Source organism: Shewanella sp. SP1S2-4, assembly GCF_031932075.1.
Classification (GTDB): Bacteria; Pseudomonadota; Gammaproteobacteria; order Enterobacterales; family Shewanellaceae; genus Shewanella; species Shewanella baltica.
The window spans coordinates 21725-39167 of record NZ_JAUOET010000017.1 but is presented as its reverse complement, the minus strand read 5'-3'; the positions used below and the strand labels follow the sequence as shown (position 1 = coordinate 39167).

The window sequence follows — 17443 nt, the reverse complement described above, 5'->3', positions numbered from 1 at the left end:
TAGTCGAAATAAAACCACAGACATCATCACACTCAATTGGGCAATACAGTTTGCTAACGCCAATATTTAAGGTACGGTACAACATAGTTTAAGTTTTACTAATTTACGGCCAGTCGCTTTTAATCGGCTAAATTTACAATCCAAAACGAAAAAGTTAGAGAATATAATCTATAGTGTATTAAACCAAAAACTCACAGTTCCGACTCGGCGCGATAACAGTTAGTTTAACGTTAGCAAGCATGAGTTCAGCCTTTTGGCTCAAGCTTCATGGCTCGACAGCAGTGATTAAAAAGTATTAGCTCAAAAGCAGTAAGAACGACCTTAGACGGAACTCATTTAAATACAGGGACGACTCGCTTATGTGGTTACGACAAATTAAGATTGGCTCACGACTCATTACTGCCTTTGGCTTACTCGGCCTAGTCTTGTTACTTCAGGGGCTCATGTCGCTGCAAACTATGTCATCTATGCGCGCCTCCTCTGAAGAAATTGAAAAAAATACCCTACCGACACTCGTCACCCTTTCTAGCATCAATCTTAACGTGATGCGCGCTAGGGTATTTACATTTCGTCTGTTACTCGCCGATTCAGCTGCTGAGCGTGACAAAGGGCTCGAAACCTTAAGGCAAATTCGCGAGAACATTGAAACGGATCAAAAGGCCTACGAGCCTTTAATTAGTTTGCCTGGTAAGCAAGCCCTCTATCAGGATTTTAGTCATAATTTAGAGCTGTATTTACAGAATCAAGATCAAATGATCAGTAAGCTGCAGGCCAATGACACGACTGAAGCTAAACGGATCATGGATGAAGTGATGACGTTACAAGCTGATAAAATAACTAAAACGCTTATCAGCATTGGCGACTTAAATACCGAATATGCAGGCAAACAAGGCGAACTCACCGCACAAGCCTACGAAGAAAGTAAGCTACTCAACAGCGTAGTGATAATAGCCTCCTTGATTGCCGCATTTATCGTGGCCACATTATTAACCCGTAGCATTGTGCAGCCAATGAAAGAAGCGGTAGACATTTCAGTGACAGTCGCAAGCGGTGATTTAACACAGAAAATTAGTGCCGATGGCGAAGATGAAACCAGTCAACTGATGCAAGCACTAGCAAAAATGCAGCAGAACCTGCGCGATACCTTATCCCACATCGCAAACTCCTCTAACCAGCTCGCCTCCGCCGCCGAGGAACTCAATTCTGTGACTGAAGATGCATCCCGCGGTATACAACAACAAAATGATGAAATACAACAGGCTGCAACCGCAATTACCGAGATGAGTTCGGCGGTGGATGAAGTCGCCAATACCGCAGTCCTCGCTTCAGAAGCCTCAGAAGAAACCGCCCGCAATACTGAATTAGGTAAAAAACAAGTAGATCAAACCGTCGCCGCCATTATCGACATGAATCAGGATGTGACGCAAAGTTCGCAAATTGTCCAAACCTTAGCCATGCAAGCTGTCGATATTGGCAAAGTTTTAGATGTGATCCGCGCGATTGCAGAACAAACGAATTTACTGGCCCTCAACGCAGCCATTGAAGCGGCACGAGCGGGCGATACTGGCCGTGGTTTTGCGGTGGTTGCCGATGAAGTGCGCGCGCTAGCCCACCGTACTCAGTCTTCGACCCGTGAAATTGAAGACATGATCAACAAGATCCAGCACGGCACCGAAACCGCTGTGCTATCGATGCAGCACAGTGGCCAAAAGGCAGAGCAAGCACTCGCTGTCGCAAGGCTCGCTGGGGATGCATTAAACACGATTAACGCTCAAATCAGTACGATGAATAACAGCAATATGGTCATCGCAAGCGCCGCAGAAGAACAAGCCAAAGTCGCCCGTGAAGTCGATAAAAACATTGTGAACATTAGCGATCTCGCCAGCCAAAGCGCCGCGGGAGCGCAGCAAACCAGTGCATCGGCGCATGAACTATCAAGGTTAGCAGTTGAACTGAACAACCTACTGACGCGCTTTAAGGTATAAAGTCACCAGGTAAAGTCGTCTCGATTTAAGGCCAAAAGCCTCGCTTTTCGATTTGAGGTCAAATCTCGTTTTACAATGGGAGCTGAGGGTAACTGCACAAGGTGTGCGAAAAGACGTTATCCTCAATCTATAACCACATCTCTAACTTAATAAAACTATTCAGTATCAAAAACATGCACTCAGTTAAGACCGAGTTTGCGGCGCCTGATTAAAGTGCATAGCCAGTTCACTGATATCGGCGGCAACCCATTCGGGCTCGATACACTCGGCCAAATGCGCCGCCATAAAGTCCACCAGCTGCATGGCAGCATAGGGCAAGCGGCGATCTTTGCGGCCAACCAGATACCAGTTACTTTCGAGCGGAAAACCCATCACTGGCAAAATAGCCGGTTTTTCGCGCCCTTCTTGCAGCGTGTGCGCCGAAATCACCGACAAGCCTAAGCCCGACGCGACGCTTAGGCGTATCGCCTCATTGCTCTCAATTTGCATAGTGTCACTAAGCGTGATGCCTTGACCGCTGCACCAAGACTCAAACATTAAACGGGTGGCAGAACCTGGCTCGCGCACGATAAAACGCTCATTTTTGAGATCGTTAAAATTCACTTGCTCACGGCCCACCGCCCAATGATCCTTTGGCGCAATCAGTTGCAGCGGGTTTTTAATGATCCGCGCAGATAGCACGTTATCGCCACTAGGTGGATGACTAAACAGATATAAATCATCTTCTTGGCGCTCAAATCGGCCCAAAACATGGGCACGGTTACCTATGTTTAAGGTCACTTTAACCTGCGGAAACTGCCGATAAAAAGCCCCTAAAATCCGTGGTAACACGTATTTGGCGGTAGTGACGATACCGATATTAATATGCCCGACGCTGCCACCTTTGGCCTGCTGCATAAAGGCATCGAAATCCTCAAAACGACTCAAGGTATCGCAGGCGGCGCGGTAGAGTTCATTGCCAATCAAGGTCGGTAACATACGGCCATCACGACTCTCGAGTAACGGCTCACCTAACACATCGGCTAGCTTTTTAAGCTGTAATGACACTGTGGGCTGGGTTAAATGCAAGGCCCTCGCCGCTGCGGAAATATTGCCTAACCGCACCACTTGTACATACACCTGCAGCAAACGGAAACTCAAGTGCCGCAATTTAAGCTGAGTCGATGACGAACGCTTATCCATAGACAATCATCTATACCTAAGTGGTAAACAATTTATTTTTCAATATAACCAATTAGGTCCAAAATCACCAGCCATCAGGATCACCCGACAATTAAGCCTGTTTTTTACGGCTTAAAAATCATACTTAATGAGATACTTATGCCCGATATTGTCATTGCCTTTTTTGCCTTAGGCTTGTTAGCTGGCCTAGTGAAGTCAGATCTTAAAGTCCCCCCCGCTATCTACGAAACCCTATCCATACTGTTAATGATCACTTTGGGCTTAAAGGGCGGAATGGCGCTCCACGGTCACACCCAAAACTTAGTGCTCACTGAGCTGTTAGCGGTTGTTGCTTTAGGCTTCATTATCCCATTGGCCCTATACCCAGTGTTAACTCGGCTGGTTCGCATTGGTCACACAGATGCCATTAGCATTGCCGCCCATTACGGCTCCGTTAGCGCGGGAACCTTTGCGGTGGTGATGGCTATGGTGGAAAAATCAGGGTTGATATTAAGACCAGAAACCACCCTGTATCTCGTGCTGCTAGAACTGCCGGCGATCGTCGTGATGCTCTGGCTACACAGGTATTTAAGCGCCAAAAAAGCAATTGAATCATCACCAAAGAATGAAACTCAATCGAGCGTATTGCACGAAGCGTTAACCAGCCGTGGCGTTGTACTACTCGTTGGTGGCGTAGTGATAGGTTGGCTTTACGGCCCAACGGGGCTTGCGCCGCTCACACCTGTGCTCTTAGGCGGATTCAAAACTTTACTGGCATTATTTTTACTGGAAATGGGCTTAGTAACGGCTAAAGTGTGTTTGCCGCTACCACTAAAACAATGGCGCTTATTAGTGTTCGCCGCCGTAACGCCCTTTGTATTGGCTTGGTGCGGTATTGCCGTAGGATTATGGCTGGACTTACCTTCTGGCAGTATTTTAGTGCTAGCGGCATTAAGTGCCAGTGCATCTTATATCGCAGCGCCTGCGGCCATTCGAGCCGCAATACCCGAAGCCAATATTGGACTGGCTATGCTGGCCTCACTCGGCATTACATTTCCGGTTAATGTGTTAATTGGCTTACCTTTATATCAACACTGGGTCATGCTCATTACGGCTTAATGGCGTAGCTTAGTACTTCTTCGCCGAATAAAAATCAATGAAAAGGGAGACATAATTGTCTCCCTTTTCATCTTGCTTAAGCACACATCATTTAAGGCGCATCATTTAGTGCACATCATTTAAGGCGCATCACTGTGGTGCGCGGCCTTATCCTGATACATGGCTTTATCGGCGGAATCTAACAGATCCTCTAAGCTCACATCAGAATCTGGCGTCCAATGGGCGATACCAATACTGGTCGCTAAGCTATGTTGCTTAGGATGCTGTTGATTATATTGCTCAAGTAATTGCTTAAAACGCTCAATCACGCGATCGACTGTATCTCTATGCACAAAACTTAATAGCACCACAAACTCATCACCGCCAAGCCTTGCAATCACATCCGACTCCCTAAAAGCGGTCATCAAGATATGGGCAAAATCGTATAACACTTGGTCGCCCTTGAGGTGACCAAAGTTGTCATTCACTTCCTTAAAGAAATCGAGATCGAAGAAGAGTAAGGCCGCCTCAGATTCGGTACGTCGACAACTCGCCAGCGCCTGATGGGCCAGTAACTCAAATCCACGCCGATTCGAAATCGTGGTCAAAGGATCTAAGGTGTTTTGCGCGATAGAGAGTAATTCCGCCTCTACCATTTCACCTAAATCCGTCAAGGTTTCAATATCTTCAGCTGTAAAATCTCGCGGTTCAGTGCCGATTAAACACAAGGTTCCTACCCGATATTGCCTATGAATGGTTAAGGGATAGCCAGCGTAAAAGCGAATATGCGGCTGCTCGGTCACCAGTGGATTGTCACTAAAGCGCGGATCTTTGAGGGCGTCGTTTACGATAAAAATATCGTCTTGATTGATCGCATGGCCACAAAATGAAATTTCCCGTGGTGTTTCAGTCACCTCCAATCCTTGGCGAGATTTAAACCACTGCCGCTCGGCATCCACTAAGGTCACAACACAAATCGGCAAAGAGAAAATTCTGCGCGTGAGCCGAGTGATACGATCGAAACGTTCTTCGGCATCGGTGTCGAGCACATTGAGTGCGCGTAACGTGGCCAAACGTTGCAGCTCGTTTTCAGGGATAGTAGGTAATTGCATGGTGCTCTCTGCTAACTGCTCTCATTAAACTCTAGCCTAAATTGGGCATTCTTGCGGTGTTAAGGCTGATATTCGTTTCAGCCTTACTCCCTTTAGATGACTGTACTATTCAAGCACAGCGCGGTAGATATTGAGCACTCGCTCGGCATGTTCCTCAACCTCCAACACAGGTAACAGCCCCGCCTTTTGTTGCAGAGTCAGGCGATGATTTTCATCCCTGAGTAAGCAATAGGTTTGGGTTAAATGCTGGGCACTCATCATAGGTAAGAGTTCAAGCTCAGCCAACACCCCAAAAATCCGCACATTGTCAGACCAAATCGTCAGCTCAGGATACTCATGGGCATTAGCCAGCACTAAGTACTGGGCGATAAACTCGATATCTGCAATACCGCCGGGACTCTGTTTTAGATCAAACATGCCATAGCTGGCTTTGAGCAAGTGATCACGCATCTTCTGACGCATCTCACGTACTGCTTTTTGCAGCTCAGCTTTATCCCGTGGCTTTTCCAATATCGCAGCACGAATTCGGCTAAATTTGACCGCTAAACTATTGTCGCCGAAAACAAAACGCGAGCGCACTAAGGCTTGATGTTCCCACGTCCACGCCTCGTTAGCTTGGTATTCGCCAAAGCGTTCAATCTCACTGACCATCAAACCCGAGGCGCCGGAAGGACGCAGGCGCATATCCACTTCATACAACTCACCCGAAGTGGTGCGAGTCGAGAACAAATGCAGAATACGCTGGGCGAGTTTGAGGTAGAAATGGCCGACTTCAATCGGCCGTTCACCATTGGTCTGGCTGTTATCTGCTTTGTTTTCACACAGGAAAACTAAATCGAGATCGGAGCCGTAACCCAACTCTATCCCGCCGAGCTTGCCATAACCAACAACGGCAAAACCTGTGTCATTGCCCTCAAGGTGAGCGGGCACGCCGTGACGCACGGAAACCTGTTGCCACGCCTGCATCACCACTTGTTCTATGATGGCTTCGGCTAAAAAGGTTAAGTGATCGCTCACTTGCATCACAGGTAAAACCCCAGTGACATCGGCGGCGGCGATTTTAAGTTGTTGTGACAGCTTAAATTGTCGCAGCGCTTCCATCTGCTGCTCCATATCATCCTCGGGCACCCGCAACATGTACTGACGCAGCTCGCTAGGATAATCATCGATGGAGGTTGTGTCATAAAGCTGCGACGGATCGATAAGCTCATCGAGCAGCATGGGAAATTTAGCTAACTGCGCGGCAATCCAAGGGCTGGCACAGCACAGGCTCACTAACTGTTGCCGTGCGCCAGGGTTTTCACATAAAAGCTCAAGGTAGGTGGTGCGAGTTAAAATCTGCTCAAGCACCTTAGACACGGGCTCAAAGGCAGCCGATGGACTCTGTTGATTAATCAACTCTTCCAATAATCTTGGCATTAATTTATCTAAGGTTTCCCGCCCGCGTGGACCAATGGAACGCTTAGTGACAGTCTCACGCCAACTGCTGAGCATAGGGCACAGCTTGTCATCGTCGATTTGCTGTTCGGCCAATAGCGCGACGGCATCATCAATATCTTGCACATGCCACAGCTGCGTTGTCCAATGCTCGGCCTTTTCTTCGCCTTCTTCACCGCCCACTGTGGCTTTAAAGTGACGATGGATTTTGCTCATTGCCGCTTCAATATGAGTCCGTAAATCAACCTCGTTGGCCATATCGAGCACATGGCACAATCGCGCCCAATCCAGCGGATTATTCGGCAAGGTTTGGGTTTGTTTATCGTCTATGGCTTGCAGTAAATTCTCGACTCGGCGCAGCAATAAATAGCTGTGTTTAAGCTCATCGACCGCCAAATATTCAAACTGCCCTAAGCTGTAGAGCGTATCGATAGCACCGAATAAACTCTGCTGGCGCAGTGCAGGCTCGCGGCCGCCACGAATTAATTGGAAACTCTGCACCACGAACTCGACCTCACGAATACCGCCCGCACCGAGTTTAATATTGTCGGTCAAATGACGACGTCGCACTTCTTGGGCGATGAGTTGCTTCATTTTTCGCAGGGATTCAATCGCTGAAAAGTCGATATAGCGGCGATACACAAAGGGTCTGAGCAGGCTGTGTAATTCATCGGAGAAATGGCTCCAAGGTCCGAGCGCACGCGCCTTGACCATGGCATAGCGTTCCCAATCTCGGCCCTGTTCTTGGTAATAATCCTCAAGACCACTAAAACTCACCACCAGCGGCCCACTTTCTCCGTAGGGGCGCAAACGCATATCCACGCGGAACACAAAACCATCGACGGTAACTTGGTCTAGCAAGTTCACTAGCCTTTGTCCCATGCGGATAAAAAATTGTTGATTATCTAAACTGCGACGCCCACCAACGGTTTCACCGTGCTCAGGGAAAGTGAAAATCAAGTCGATATCGGAGGAGAAATTAAGCTCGCGGCCGCCTAATTTGCCCATGCCTAAAATCAGCAATGGCTGTGCATTGCCTTCTTTGTCCATCGGCGTGCCGTATTGGGCGCACATATCTTTATAGAGCCAGTCGCGGGCGCAAATGACTAACGCTTCGGCAAGCGCCGACAGATCGAGCAGAGATTCTTCTAAACTGGCGTAGTCTAAAAAGTCACGCCAAGCTAAGCGCACCATTTGATAATTACGAAACCGCCGCAAGCTGGCTTTTGCCATCTCTTCAGTTGTGGCGCTGCTTAGGACTTCGTGTAATTCAAGATCGAAGTTTTTACGCTCAATCAGGCTTAACTCGCCGGTAAACAGCCTGTTTATCCACTCGGGATGTCGACATAACTGGGCCGCCACGTAATCACTGAGCCCTAGAACCGTTTTGAGTTCTTGCTGCTGGGCAGGTGTTAATTGCACGAGTCCTTCGGACCATACTTCCTCTAACCGCAGCCAGTTGTGCTCAGCGGTTTGATTAACGAGAATAGACAATGACTTATTACTGTCTTTTTGCATGGTCATAATAATCCCTAACAAATTTAGCTATCGACATATTATGTCGTAAATGATATAGATTGACGCCACATCATGTTATGTTCGACGAGACTTGCAGCTACCTGATGTAGCACACAAATAAAGGTATCCCCTTTTATCTGTGGCATTTAAGGGTACTATAACCTGCGCAGCAGGCATATTGGGCAAGCAGATTATTATTGCCTGCAAGTATTTGAGTTTTATTTCATTACCATTTGGAGAAAACATGGCAGGAATGCTAACCCGTGTTCTCACATCGATACTGTTTTTAGCCGTTATGCTGTCGCTGACGGGTTGTGGCGATGAGAGACCGGATAAAATCGCGAAGTATCAACAACTCACGCAGCAACGCCTCGCAACGCTCACTACGATGATCGATGACGGGCAGTTGCGTAACGCTAACCTCTTAAAACAATACACCACACTGTTAAAGCAGCAGAAACCTGATTTAGCCCCATTACTTGATGAATTAGCAAAGGATTCTGGCACCCAAGGTCCCATGTATACCTCGCTGAAACGTCGATTAGATGAGTCGAAAGTGGCGAGTAACTTTGCCGATCTCGATCAACAGCTGGCCGAAGCGGAAAATCTTTATCAAGCCGCAGATCCCAGCCTGTTTAACGATATGTTGTCCGACCCTGTCAACGTGGTCGCCGATATGTCCGACGGCAAACTGGCCCGCGTGAATGCGATTAGCCGTGAGGCCGCAACATTAGCCAATGGCGGCGAAGATTTTGGTCCAGGCAGTCAGCTCGTTGGTAATCCGTCTTACGGTAACTGGCAAACCGATTCGAGCGGCACGTCGTTTTGGGCTTGGTATGGCATGTATTCGATGTTTTCGAATGTCTTCAATCGCCCTATTTCCTACGATCGTTGGTCGGGTAACCGAGGTTATAGCTATTACAATGACGTAGGTCGTTATCGCTATACCTCACCCAAACAAGCGGATGCGCAAAATAAGACCTTCGAACAAACGAAAAAACGTTTCGATTCCCAAGGTAAGCGCTTCGACAGCCCTTATGCCAAACCGCGTACCGGTGGCACGGCGTTATCCCGTGAAAGCACCAGCACGCCCAAGGCCAGCAACACCACGAGCGCAAGCAAGAGTTCGAGTAGTAAGTTCCGCTCTAACTATGCTAAAGACAGCAGTTTCCGTAATTCCAGTAATCGCACGACCCGCAGTGTGCGCCGGGGCAAGTAACTAAGGATTTCCAATGACACTATTTCAGGATTTCGGTATCACACCAGAGCTAGCCATCATTCTGGCTATCGATCTCACCATAGCCGTGATTTTGCTAACGCTGATGCGTTATTTGCAAGGTTGGAGCGTTAAAGTTAACAGCAGTAAGGAACTGGCGGAGCGTGATAACTTTGCCTTCGGTATCAGTACCGCGGGCGCCGTTGCCGCACTAGGTATAGTGCTAACGGGCGCTATCACTGGTGCTGCTGCGCATTCTTATCTGAATGAAGCCATTGGCATGAGCGCCTACGGTTTATTCGGCTTAGTGCTGATAAAATTGGGTCGTTTCCTCCACGATAAGATTGCGTTAAACGAGTTCGATAAGAACGAGCAAATAATCAAAGGTAATGTGTCTGTCGCGATTGTCGATGCCAGTGCTGCCATCGCCACAGCGATTATCATCCGCGCCGTGTTGTTATGGGCAGAAGACTTAACCCTAGATACCTTTATCGCTATCTTCAGCGCCTTTGCGATTTCGCAGTTGATGTTAGTGCTACTGACGCGCTGGCGTGAAAACCGTTTTGCGAGCCGCAATCAAGACTCGTCAATGCAGCAAGCCTTAGTACAAGGTCATACGGCATTAGCACTGCGTCATGCGGGTTATATGATAGCAATGGCGCTGAGCTTTAACGCTGCCAGCCACTTTATTATATTTAATCCAACGGCTTATGTGACTAACGTGATCGGTTGGTTAGTGTTCTCAGTCATCATGCTGATCGCGCTTTCCTTACTGCTGTTTGTCGTGAAGAAACTGGTATTAGCCCGTATCGATTTAGCCGATGAAGTGGAAAGACAACACAATATCGGCATCGCCGCCGTTGAAATGGCGATCAGTATCGCTATCGCACTTATCCTCACGGCACTGATGGCCTAATCGAATGCAAGAAACCAGCTTAACCCCCTCGGCGGCTAAACCTAGCAGCCTAGGTTGGTTCGACGATGTCCTATTATTGGGCATCATGGCCGTATTAGCAGGCTGCGGCCTGATTTACGAATATCTTTTATCCCACTATGCGGGGCGCATTTTAGGCGCATTAGAAGCCGCCATCTACACCATGATTGGCTTGATGATAGTCTCCATGGGGCTAGGTGCCTTCGCCGCACGTAAGATCCGTGATGCCTTTACCGGTTTTGTGATCTTAGAACTCACAGTCGCACTCTGCGGCTCACTCGCCATTTTAATCACAGCGGCGGTGATTGGTTTCGGCCAACAACTGCCCTTGATGATTGCCAACACCTTAGGTTTACCACCAGATCAACTGCCCGAAGGCGGCATGATAGGCTCGCTACAAAAACTCAGCGAATACCTACCCTATGTGTGGGGCGTGTTGCTGGGCCTGATGATAGGTATGGAAATCCCACTGATCGCCAGAGTGCGCCAGTCTCTTTCTGACGAGCATTTGCTGCACAATGCGGGGACCATTTACGGCGCCGATTACATAGGTGCAGGCATAGGTGCCGCCATTTGGGTGGGCTTTATGCTTGCCATTGATATCCAACTTGCCGCCGCCTTAACTGCCAGCTTTAACCTGTTGGCGGGTTTTGTGTTTATCTGGCGCTTCTGGCCTAAAATCCGCCGCCCTAAACTGCTTTTGACTGGGCACTTTATCGTGACAGGCATTTTACTCGTGTTAGCCATCCACGGCCCACGCTGGGAACAAGAATTTAATAATTTGCTCTATAAAGACAAGGTGGTTTACGCCAAGGCGACACGCTTCCAACAGTTGACCTTCACCGAGCGACTGCGCGGTAACGGTCTGCCGCCCGTTTATGCGTTATACATCAATGGTCGCTTACAGTTTTCTAGCATAGACGAACACATCTACCATGCGTTTCTCGTGCATCCCACACTCGCAGCCAGTGCCCGTCATCACAAGGTGTTGATCATTGGCGGCGGCGATGGACTCGGTCTTAAGCAAGTGTTGCGCTGGGAGCCTGAGCAAGTGACGCTGCTCGATCTCGATGTCGGCCTAGTGCAATTATTTAAGTCGCCCGATACGGATATGCCCGAGCGTTTGAGCCGCGCTATGTTGACGCTCAACGGCAATGCGCTAAACGATCCCCGTGTCACTGTGATCAACGACGATGCATTTAATGGCGTCGATAAGCTGATTGCAACAGGCGTGAAATACGATGCAATTATCGTGGACTTGCCCGATCCGAGCCATCCCGATCTTAATAAGCTGTATTCGGATTATTTCTACCGTAAATTAAAGGAACTTATGAGCAGTGATGGCGCTCTGACTGTACAGTCAACATCGCCTTACCATGCCCCTAAGGCCTTTATTTCGGTAGCAAAAACCTTGGCATTGGCAGGATTTGACGTCAAACAGTACCACCATAATGTGCCCAGTTTTGGCGAATGGGGCTGGAGTATCGCCACCGCAGGCGGACTCGATGCACAACACAGATTAGCTAAGTTAACTGAGCTGCCCATCAAAGATGACTGGCTCACCTTAGGTTTAGTGGATGGTGCCTTTGAGTTTCCAGCAAATTTTTATCAAGATGCCGCCAAAATAAAACCCAATGAATTGGGTTCGTTGCAGCTGTATCACTACCATTTGCAAGATTGGTCCGAGAATCAGGGACTGAATCTTTTTTAATAGGATGAGATAGTGCTTGACATATTATGTCCCAGTGCTATCTTTGAACACAGACATAATATGTCAATAAGGACAAATATGAATATCCATACCATTGCCAATCACCTCAACAGTCTTGGCAACACCAGCCAAACTGGCTTTCAATTTGATTGTTATCCAATCGATGGTGAAGTCGAAGTGTTGCAAGTGAATGTGGTTGGCCGTGAAGAAATCCCGGTATTTGTATCGGTGACGGACAACCAAGTGCTCTGCATCAGCTACCTGTGGGGCGAGAACGAAGTAAACCAAGATCGTCGCAGTGAAATGTTTGAAACCATGCTAGAGCTCAACATTCCAATGCCTCTGTCATCCTTTGCAAAAATTGATGACAAATACGTAGTTTACGGTGCGCTATCACTACAATCTAGCATGCTCGAAATCGAGCAAGAATTATCAGTTTTATCCGATAACTGTTTAGAAGTTATCGATGAAATGGTCGATTATCTGAAATAAGGAGCCACAAAATGGGCATTCTGAATAAAATTTTAACAGCGTTTCGTGGTGGTGCTACCGAAGTGGGTCAAGGCATCGTTGACGCAAACTCAACCCGTATTTTCGAACAGGAAATCCGTGACGCAGAAAAGCATTTAACCAATGCTAAACGTGAACTGACCGATGTCATGGCGAAAGAAATGCAAGCCAGCCGTGAAATCGACCGCCTGAAACGTTCGATTGCCGAACACGAAGGTTATGCGACTCAAGCGTTGGACAAAGGTAATGAAGCCTTAGCAATTGAAATTGCAGAGAAGATTGCCGAGTTAGATCAAGAGCTGTCTGAGCAACAAAGCGCCAACGATAGCTTTAGCGCCCATGCTGCACGTTTGAAAGACTTAGTGAAGAAAACCGAGCGCCAACTGTCTGATTATCAACGTCAGCTGAGCATGGTTAAAACCACTGAAAGCGTGCAAAAAGCCACGGCAACCATTACTGATTCGTTCGCGTCTAGCAACTCTAAGCTGCTGAACGCTAAAGATTCACTCGAGCGCATCAAGGCACGTCAGCAGCAGTTTGACGACCGCCTGAAAGCGGCAGAAACCTTAGCCGATGAAAACAGTGACAAGTCACTGCAATCTAAGCTAGCCGAAGCCGGTATTGGTGAGCAAAAGTCGAATGCAAATGCTGTGCTAGACCGAATCAAAGCACGTAAAAGCTAAGCAATGATTGACCGAATGCCGAGTCTCAGTGGGATCATCACCCCCTACTGACCTCGGCATTTTTTTGTTTCATCCGCATAAAATAATTGACCACTATCGCCCGTTACGATCCGCAGCCAATCGATTTGAAGCCGCACGCGAGCATAGTCAGCAGGAGTCACTATGGGGTTTTTCAATAGTATTTTTGGTAAGAAAGCAGCGCCACAGCGCGAGCTCAATCACCCATCCCAGCTCAATGTGGGCGACATGATCTCAATTGATGACAGCTTTGCCCTGCCGCCACAACTTCGTGGTCAACAATTGAGGGTCGAAGCCGTACATACTTATGAGTCTGAACGTAATCAGCAAGCCGAATGGTTACTTAAAGGCCATGGTAGCGACACACTCTTTCTAAGCATCGAAGAAGACGACGAAACCTATCTCGCCTTCTCGATTAAAATTTCCCGCGCCCAAGTGGAACAATTATTCGATCTTGAGCAGTTCAGCGCCCTGTTCGATGAACCGGGTCATGCCGAGTTAACCACGAAAGAATTACCAGCCGACTTAGCGGAAAAACTGCAACAATGGCTTGGAAAGCAATATCACCAAGTGACGTTTGCCGCTTTTGGCTATTTCCATCGTCAGGACTACCGCGGCCAAAGGCCACCACAAGACGCCAATGGCGCCACGGGTGAGCCCTTCGAGTACTATTTACTGCTCGATGACGATGAAAGCCGCGCCGTCGAAGTGGAAGTTTACGAAGGTGGCGATACAGATGTTGTCTTGACCTTATATCGTCCACTGACGGATATTCGGGAATACTGGCCAGCGAAATAAGCCAAAAATAAGATAAAGTGCGCGCTCGCACTTTATCAATAATCCCAATACAATCTCACAGATAAGCGCTAGAAACGGTTGATAGCAATAGGTAATACGCCATGAGTAAGACCAAACACCCTCTCCCCGAGCAATGGTTAAAGAACCAACAGGCCGCGAAAGCAACGCAAGTCGCCTTCGATCTCGATGAAAAATTTCAATACTCAATTCGTAAAGCCGCGTTAGATGCAGGAGTGAGCCCTTCGGATCAAATTCGCACGATTTTGGGCCTAAGCGTGTCGAAACGACCAACGCGTCCACGTCTTACTGTGTCACTCAATGCCGATGACTATGTACAACTGGCAGAAAAATATGGTTTAAGCGCCGATTCGCAGCTAGAAATTAAACGCCGAGTCCTCGACGATTTAGTTCACTTTGTAGATAAGAAATAACTCCCACAAACATTGCACAGGCTATTGAATATATAGCCTGTACAATTAATTGACGAAATTCGATTTTATTGGCTTAGACAATTTACTCACAGCCTAAAGTCTTTTACTTTAGTTGAGACATTCGCCGCACTTAACAGGGATCATGTTTGGCATGACAGATAAAACCCCATGGTCACTTCGCACCCTTGGCAGCCCTTCTCCATTCGAAATGGCGATGATGTTGCTATCCTTGCTGTCGGTGATCATAGTGCTCGTCATGACCTTCGGCCGCCTCGATAGCGAAACCTATCGCTTACTCTTTTTCGTCGATACCAGCATTTGTATGATTTTCATGATCAACTTCTTTATTGGGTTGTTCAGAGCTCGCGATAAACGCTTTTTCATTAAACACCATTGGATTGATTTTATTGCCAGCATTCCGGCAATTGAAGCCCTGCGGATGGCACGTTTGTTCCAAATCCTGCGGGTAATTCGCCTGATCCGCATGAGTCGTTCACTGCTGCTTCCACTGATCAAACAACGTAAACAAGCGACCTTAGCCAGTTTGCTGGTCGCCATGGTGACGATTCTAACCTTAGCCTCAGTGATCATTTTGATCGTCGAGAGCGGCACCGAAGGCGCTAATATCCAAACCGCAGAACAAGCGATTTGGTGGGCGTTAGTCACTATCTCGACCGTCGGTTACGGCGATTATTATCCGGTGACGACAGCTGGCCATATCATAGGCGGTATTGTGATTGTCAGCGGCGTGAGCTTTTTTGGGGTCATCTCAGGTTATATGGCGTCGGTATTTGTCGCGCCCGATGAAACTGAGCGACAGGAGCGCCAAGAGGCCCATAAAGCCGAAATAAAGTCAGAACTCGAATTAGCCTTAGCGAGAATGGAAGAAAACCAGCAAAAGATGGAACAGAACCAAGCGCAAATGCTCGCAAAAATTGCAGAGCTGAAGCAAGTTATCGAAAACAGAAACAACTGATTTAGCGAAGAATGGGCTAACAATCTGCAAAAGAAAGGGCTCAATCCAATGTGGATTGAGCCCTTAGTATTTTTCAGTGCCGAGCTAGAATCAGTGCTGCGCCAGTCAATAGACTTAGAATTAGTTCAACGTTATAAACATAACCCTACCAATAGCCCTGTTGCTGCATCGCATTACGACGCGTCGACTCCATGGCAAATAACAAACTTTGCTGTTTATCTTCCAGCCATTCAGTTAAATCAATATCCAACGCTCGGCTCGCATCCTGCACCGCGCGGTAGCAGGCTAAGGTTTTAATCCCGAGCACCAGATCTTGCCAAGGTGCGCGAAATGCATCCCGTGATTTCGCCTCATATAAACTGCCATAGGCGTGACCGACTAAGATGCTCTCATCAAGCACTGCAGCCACTTGCAGGTAATTTGCACTGGTCATGACACTATTGAGTGGCATTACCTCCACGATTGCCATCCAAGAGGCTTGCTGGGCGCGGTCGGCATGCTGGCGTAAGCTAGGCTGATTACTGATGTCCACTTCACCTGCACTGATCTTAAGCAATAGTTCAACTATCGCCAGCTGTAATTGACCATATTCAGTTTGTTGCCACAGGGAGAGTAAACGTCCCTTCAGATTCATCTCTGTCAGTTGCACCATAAGGCGCGCGTTAACTTGAGCATGTTGACCAAGCTTTGCGAACAAGCCCCTTTGGCTTCCAAGCAAGGCAGTCAGCGCTTGTGCTTGCTCGATAAAATCGAGCTGTTTTTCAATCGACATGAATTGACTAGAGAGTTTCACATTCAATAACTTGAACTGACTTAAGGTCATCCGCAGCAAACGAATACAGGCACGCATTCGCCACCACAGTGCCACACAGGCTTCGGGTTCGCTTTCCTCTGCAATCATGCTTTCTAATAATTGCCAACGCTCAAGCGCGGTTTCAAGCAGGATTTGGCAGTTTGCACTTAAATCCTGTGAAGAAGAATCATGTGACTCTGTCAGTGGCAAAAATTCCAATGCGTTTAAATCGAGCGGCTTAGCTTTACCCGCTAATCGATAGCCGCGCTGTGCTTTACTGGCTTTACCTAACCGCACAGGCACCACGCTCGCCACTTGCATAGCCAGCTTAAGTAGTGCCTCAGTATCGCCACTGAGGAGTTCAAACTCGAGCTCACACAGCGCTTCTTGCTGACCATTGGCGGTGATTTCACCTATGTCTAACGCCACTTCGACCAAGCTATTATCAATTTGGACATGCCAAGCACGGCGATAAAAATCGGTGTGAAATATACAGGTCAACTGGGCTTGTGTGGCGGCTAAATCCGCATCGGCGGGCCAAATACTGGCTGGGAATAGACTTAAATCTGGGCTATCGGCTTGGATAGTCACATTATATTCGGGCCGCGAATGAATCCCGCCCACGACTTGCCCAGCGGTTTTTATGGTCTGCTCTCTATGTGCATCGTAACCGCGCACCCGCAAACCCATGTCCCACTGACGCAGTTGTAAGTCAGGTGTGTCGAAGTAACCATTCGCCAAACGACGTTTACCTTGGGGGACGGCATTATCGAGACTATCTAACTTATTTATCAGGGATTCTTGATATATCGACAGGAAAAACAGTTTTAATTCAATCTCAGCATTCATTGCGTTACCGCTCATTTTGTCATCAAACTTTCATTGATGCGTCATCTTTAGTTCATAATGTCACAAATGTGTCATAAAAATCCCGTAGGATTTGGTTTTGCAGTTGATATATAACCCGTTAGAATAAAGCTGTCGTTTTTTCTGAAAAAACACAGTTTCAATACGCGGACGCATAGGTTAACATGCGCCCGCTTTTTCCAATAATGGAACAAT

At 47.7% G+C, this 17443-nt stretch carries 14 protein-coding genes; 10 read left to right on the top strand and 4 right to left on the bottom strand.

Annotation, left to right across the window (positions count from 1 at the left end):
- Positions 1-359 precede the first annotated feature (359 nt).
- A complete protein-coding gene (locus Q4Q52_RS15180) occupies positions 360-1985 on the top strand; it encodes a methyl-accepting chemotaxis protein (protein WP_311990990.1) in 1626 nt (541 codons plus the stop codon).
- Between the two features lie 183 nt (positions 1986-2168).
- Here Q4Q52_RS15180 and Q4Q52_RS15175 read toward each other — a convergent pair whose 3' ends face one another.
- Positions 2169-3167, bottom strand: a complete 999-nt coding sequence (locus Q4Q52_RS15175) for a LysR family transcriptional regulator (protein WP_311889667.1) — start codon at positions 3165-3167, stop codon at positions 2169-2171.
- A gap of 138 nt (positions 3168-3305) precedes the next feature.
- On the opposite strand from Q4Q52_RS15175, the gene Q4Q52_RS15170 reads away from it, so the two are divergent.
- Positions 3306-4265, top strand: coding sequence for a sodium-dependent bicarbonate transport family permease (locus Q4Q52_RS15170; protein WP_311990989.1), 960 nt, complete (start codon positions 3306-3308; stop codon positions 4263-4265).
- 119 nt (positions 4266-4384) lie between these two features.
- Here the strand turns inward: Q4Q52_RS15170 and Q4Q52_RS15165 are convergent, their stop codons facing one another.
- Together Q4Q52_RS15165 and glnE are read right to left on the bottom strand one after the other, a co-directional pair.
- Positions 4385-5356 (bottom strand): diguanylate cyclase, encoded by a 972-nt coding sequence (locus Q4Q52_RS15165; RefSeq protein WP_242326082.1) that lies wholly within the window; start codon positions 5354-5356, stop codon positions 4385-4387.
- A 105-nt stretch (positions 5357-5461) separates the two neighbouring features.
- Positions 5462-8317, bottom strand: a complete 2856-nt coding sequence (gene glnE / locus Q4Q52_RS15160) for a bifunctional [glutamate--ammonia ligase]-adenylyl-L-tyrosine phosphorylase/[glutamate--ammonia-ligase] adenylyltransferase (RefSeq protein WP_311990988.1) — start codon at positions 8315-8317, stop codon at positions 5462-5464.
- A gap of 238 nt (positions 8318-8555) precedes the next feature.
- Between glnE and Q4Q52_RS15155 the strand changes: the two genes are divergently transcribed.
- The 8 genes from Q4Q52_RS15155 (at position 8556) to Q4Q52_RS15120 (ending at position 15588) form a co-directional block, all read left to right on the top strand.
- On the top strand, positions 8556-9530 hold the full coding sequence (locus tag Q4Q52_RS15155) for a hypothetical protein (RefSeq protein WP_259512845.1): 975 nt from the start codon (positions 8556-8558) through the stop codon (positions 9528-9530).
- Positions 9531-9543: 13 nt separating this feature from the next.
- On the top strand, positions 9544-10443 hold the full coding sequence (locus Q4Q52_RS15150; RefSeq protein WP_006085958.1) for a DUF350 domain-containing protein: 900 nt from the start codon (positions 9544-9546) through the stop codon (positions 10441-10443).
- A 4-nt stretch (positions 10444-10447) separates the two neighbouring features.
- A complete protein-coding gene (locus tag Q4Q52_RS15145; RefSeq protein ID WP_311990987.1) occupies positions 10448-12172 on the top strand; it encodes a polyamine aminopropyltransferase in 1725 nt (574 codons plus the stop codon).
- Positions 12173-12250: 78 nt separating this feature from the next.
- Positions 12251-12664 carry a YjfI family protein gene (locus tag Q4Q52_RS15140; RefSeq protein WP_006082925.1) on the top strand — a complete coding sequence of 138 codons (414 nt, stop codon included), beginning with the start codon at positions 12251-12253 and terminating at the stop codon, positions 12662-12664.
- Positions 12665-12675: 11 nt separating this feature from the next.
- Entirely contained in the window at positions 12676-13365 is a 690-nt protein-coding gene (locus tag Q4Q52_RS15135; protein WP_006082926.1) for a PspA/IM30 family protein, read from the top strand.
- Positions 13366-13527: 162 nt separating this feature from the next.
- The gene (locus Q4Q52_RS15130) at positions 13528-14181 is read left to right on the top strand and encodes a DUF4178 domain-containing protein (protein ID WP_220775920.1); all 654 of its coding nucleotides are present in this window, start codon (positions 13528-13530) and stop codon (positions 14179-14181) included.
- A 101-nt stretch (positions 14182-14282) separates the two neighbouring features.
- A complete protein-coding gene (locus Q4Q52_RS15125) occupies positions 14283-14612 on the top strand; it encodes a hypothetical protein (protein ID WP_106649567.1) in 330 nt (109 codons plus the stop codon).
- Between the two features lie 151 nt (positions 14613-14763).
- On the top strand, positions 14764-15588 hold the full coding sequence (locus tag Q4Q52_RS15120) for an ion transporter (protein WP_106651766.1): 825 nt from the start codon (positions 14764-14766) through the stop codon (positions 15586-15588).
- Between the two features lie 145 nt (positions 15589-15733).
- Here the strand turns inward: Q4Q52_RS15120 and Q4Q52_RS15115 are convergent, their stop codons facing one another.
- The gene (locus Q4Q52_RS15115) at positions 15734-17230 is read right to left on the bottom strand and encodes a CYTH domain-containing protein (protein WP_311991017.1); all 1497 of its coding nucleotides are present in this window, start codon (positions 17228-17230) and stop codon (positions 15734-15736) included.
- Positions 17231-17443: the final 213 nt, after the last annotated feature.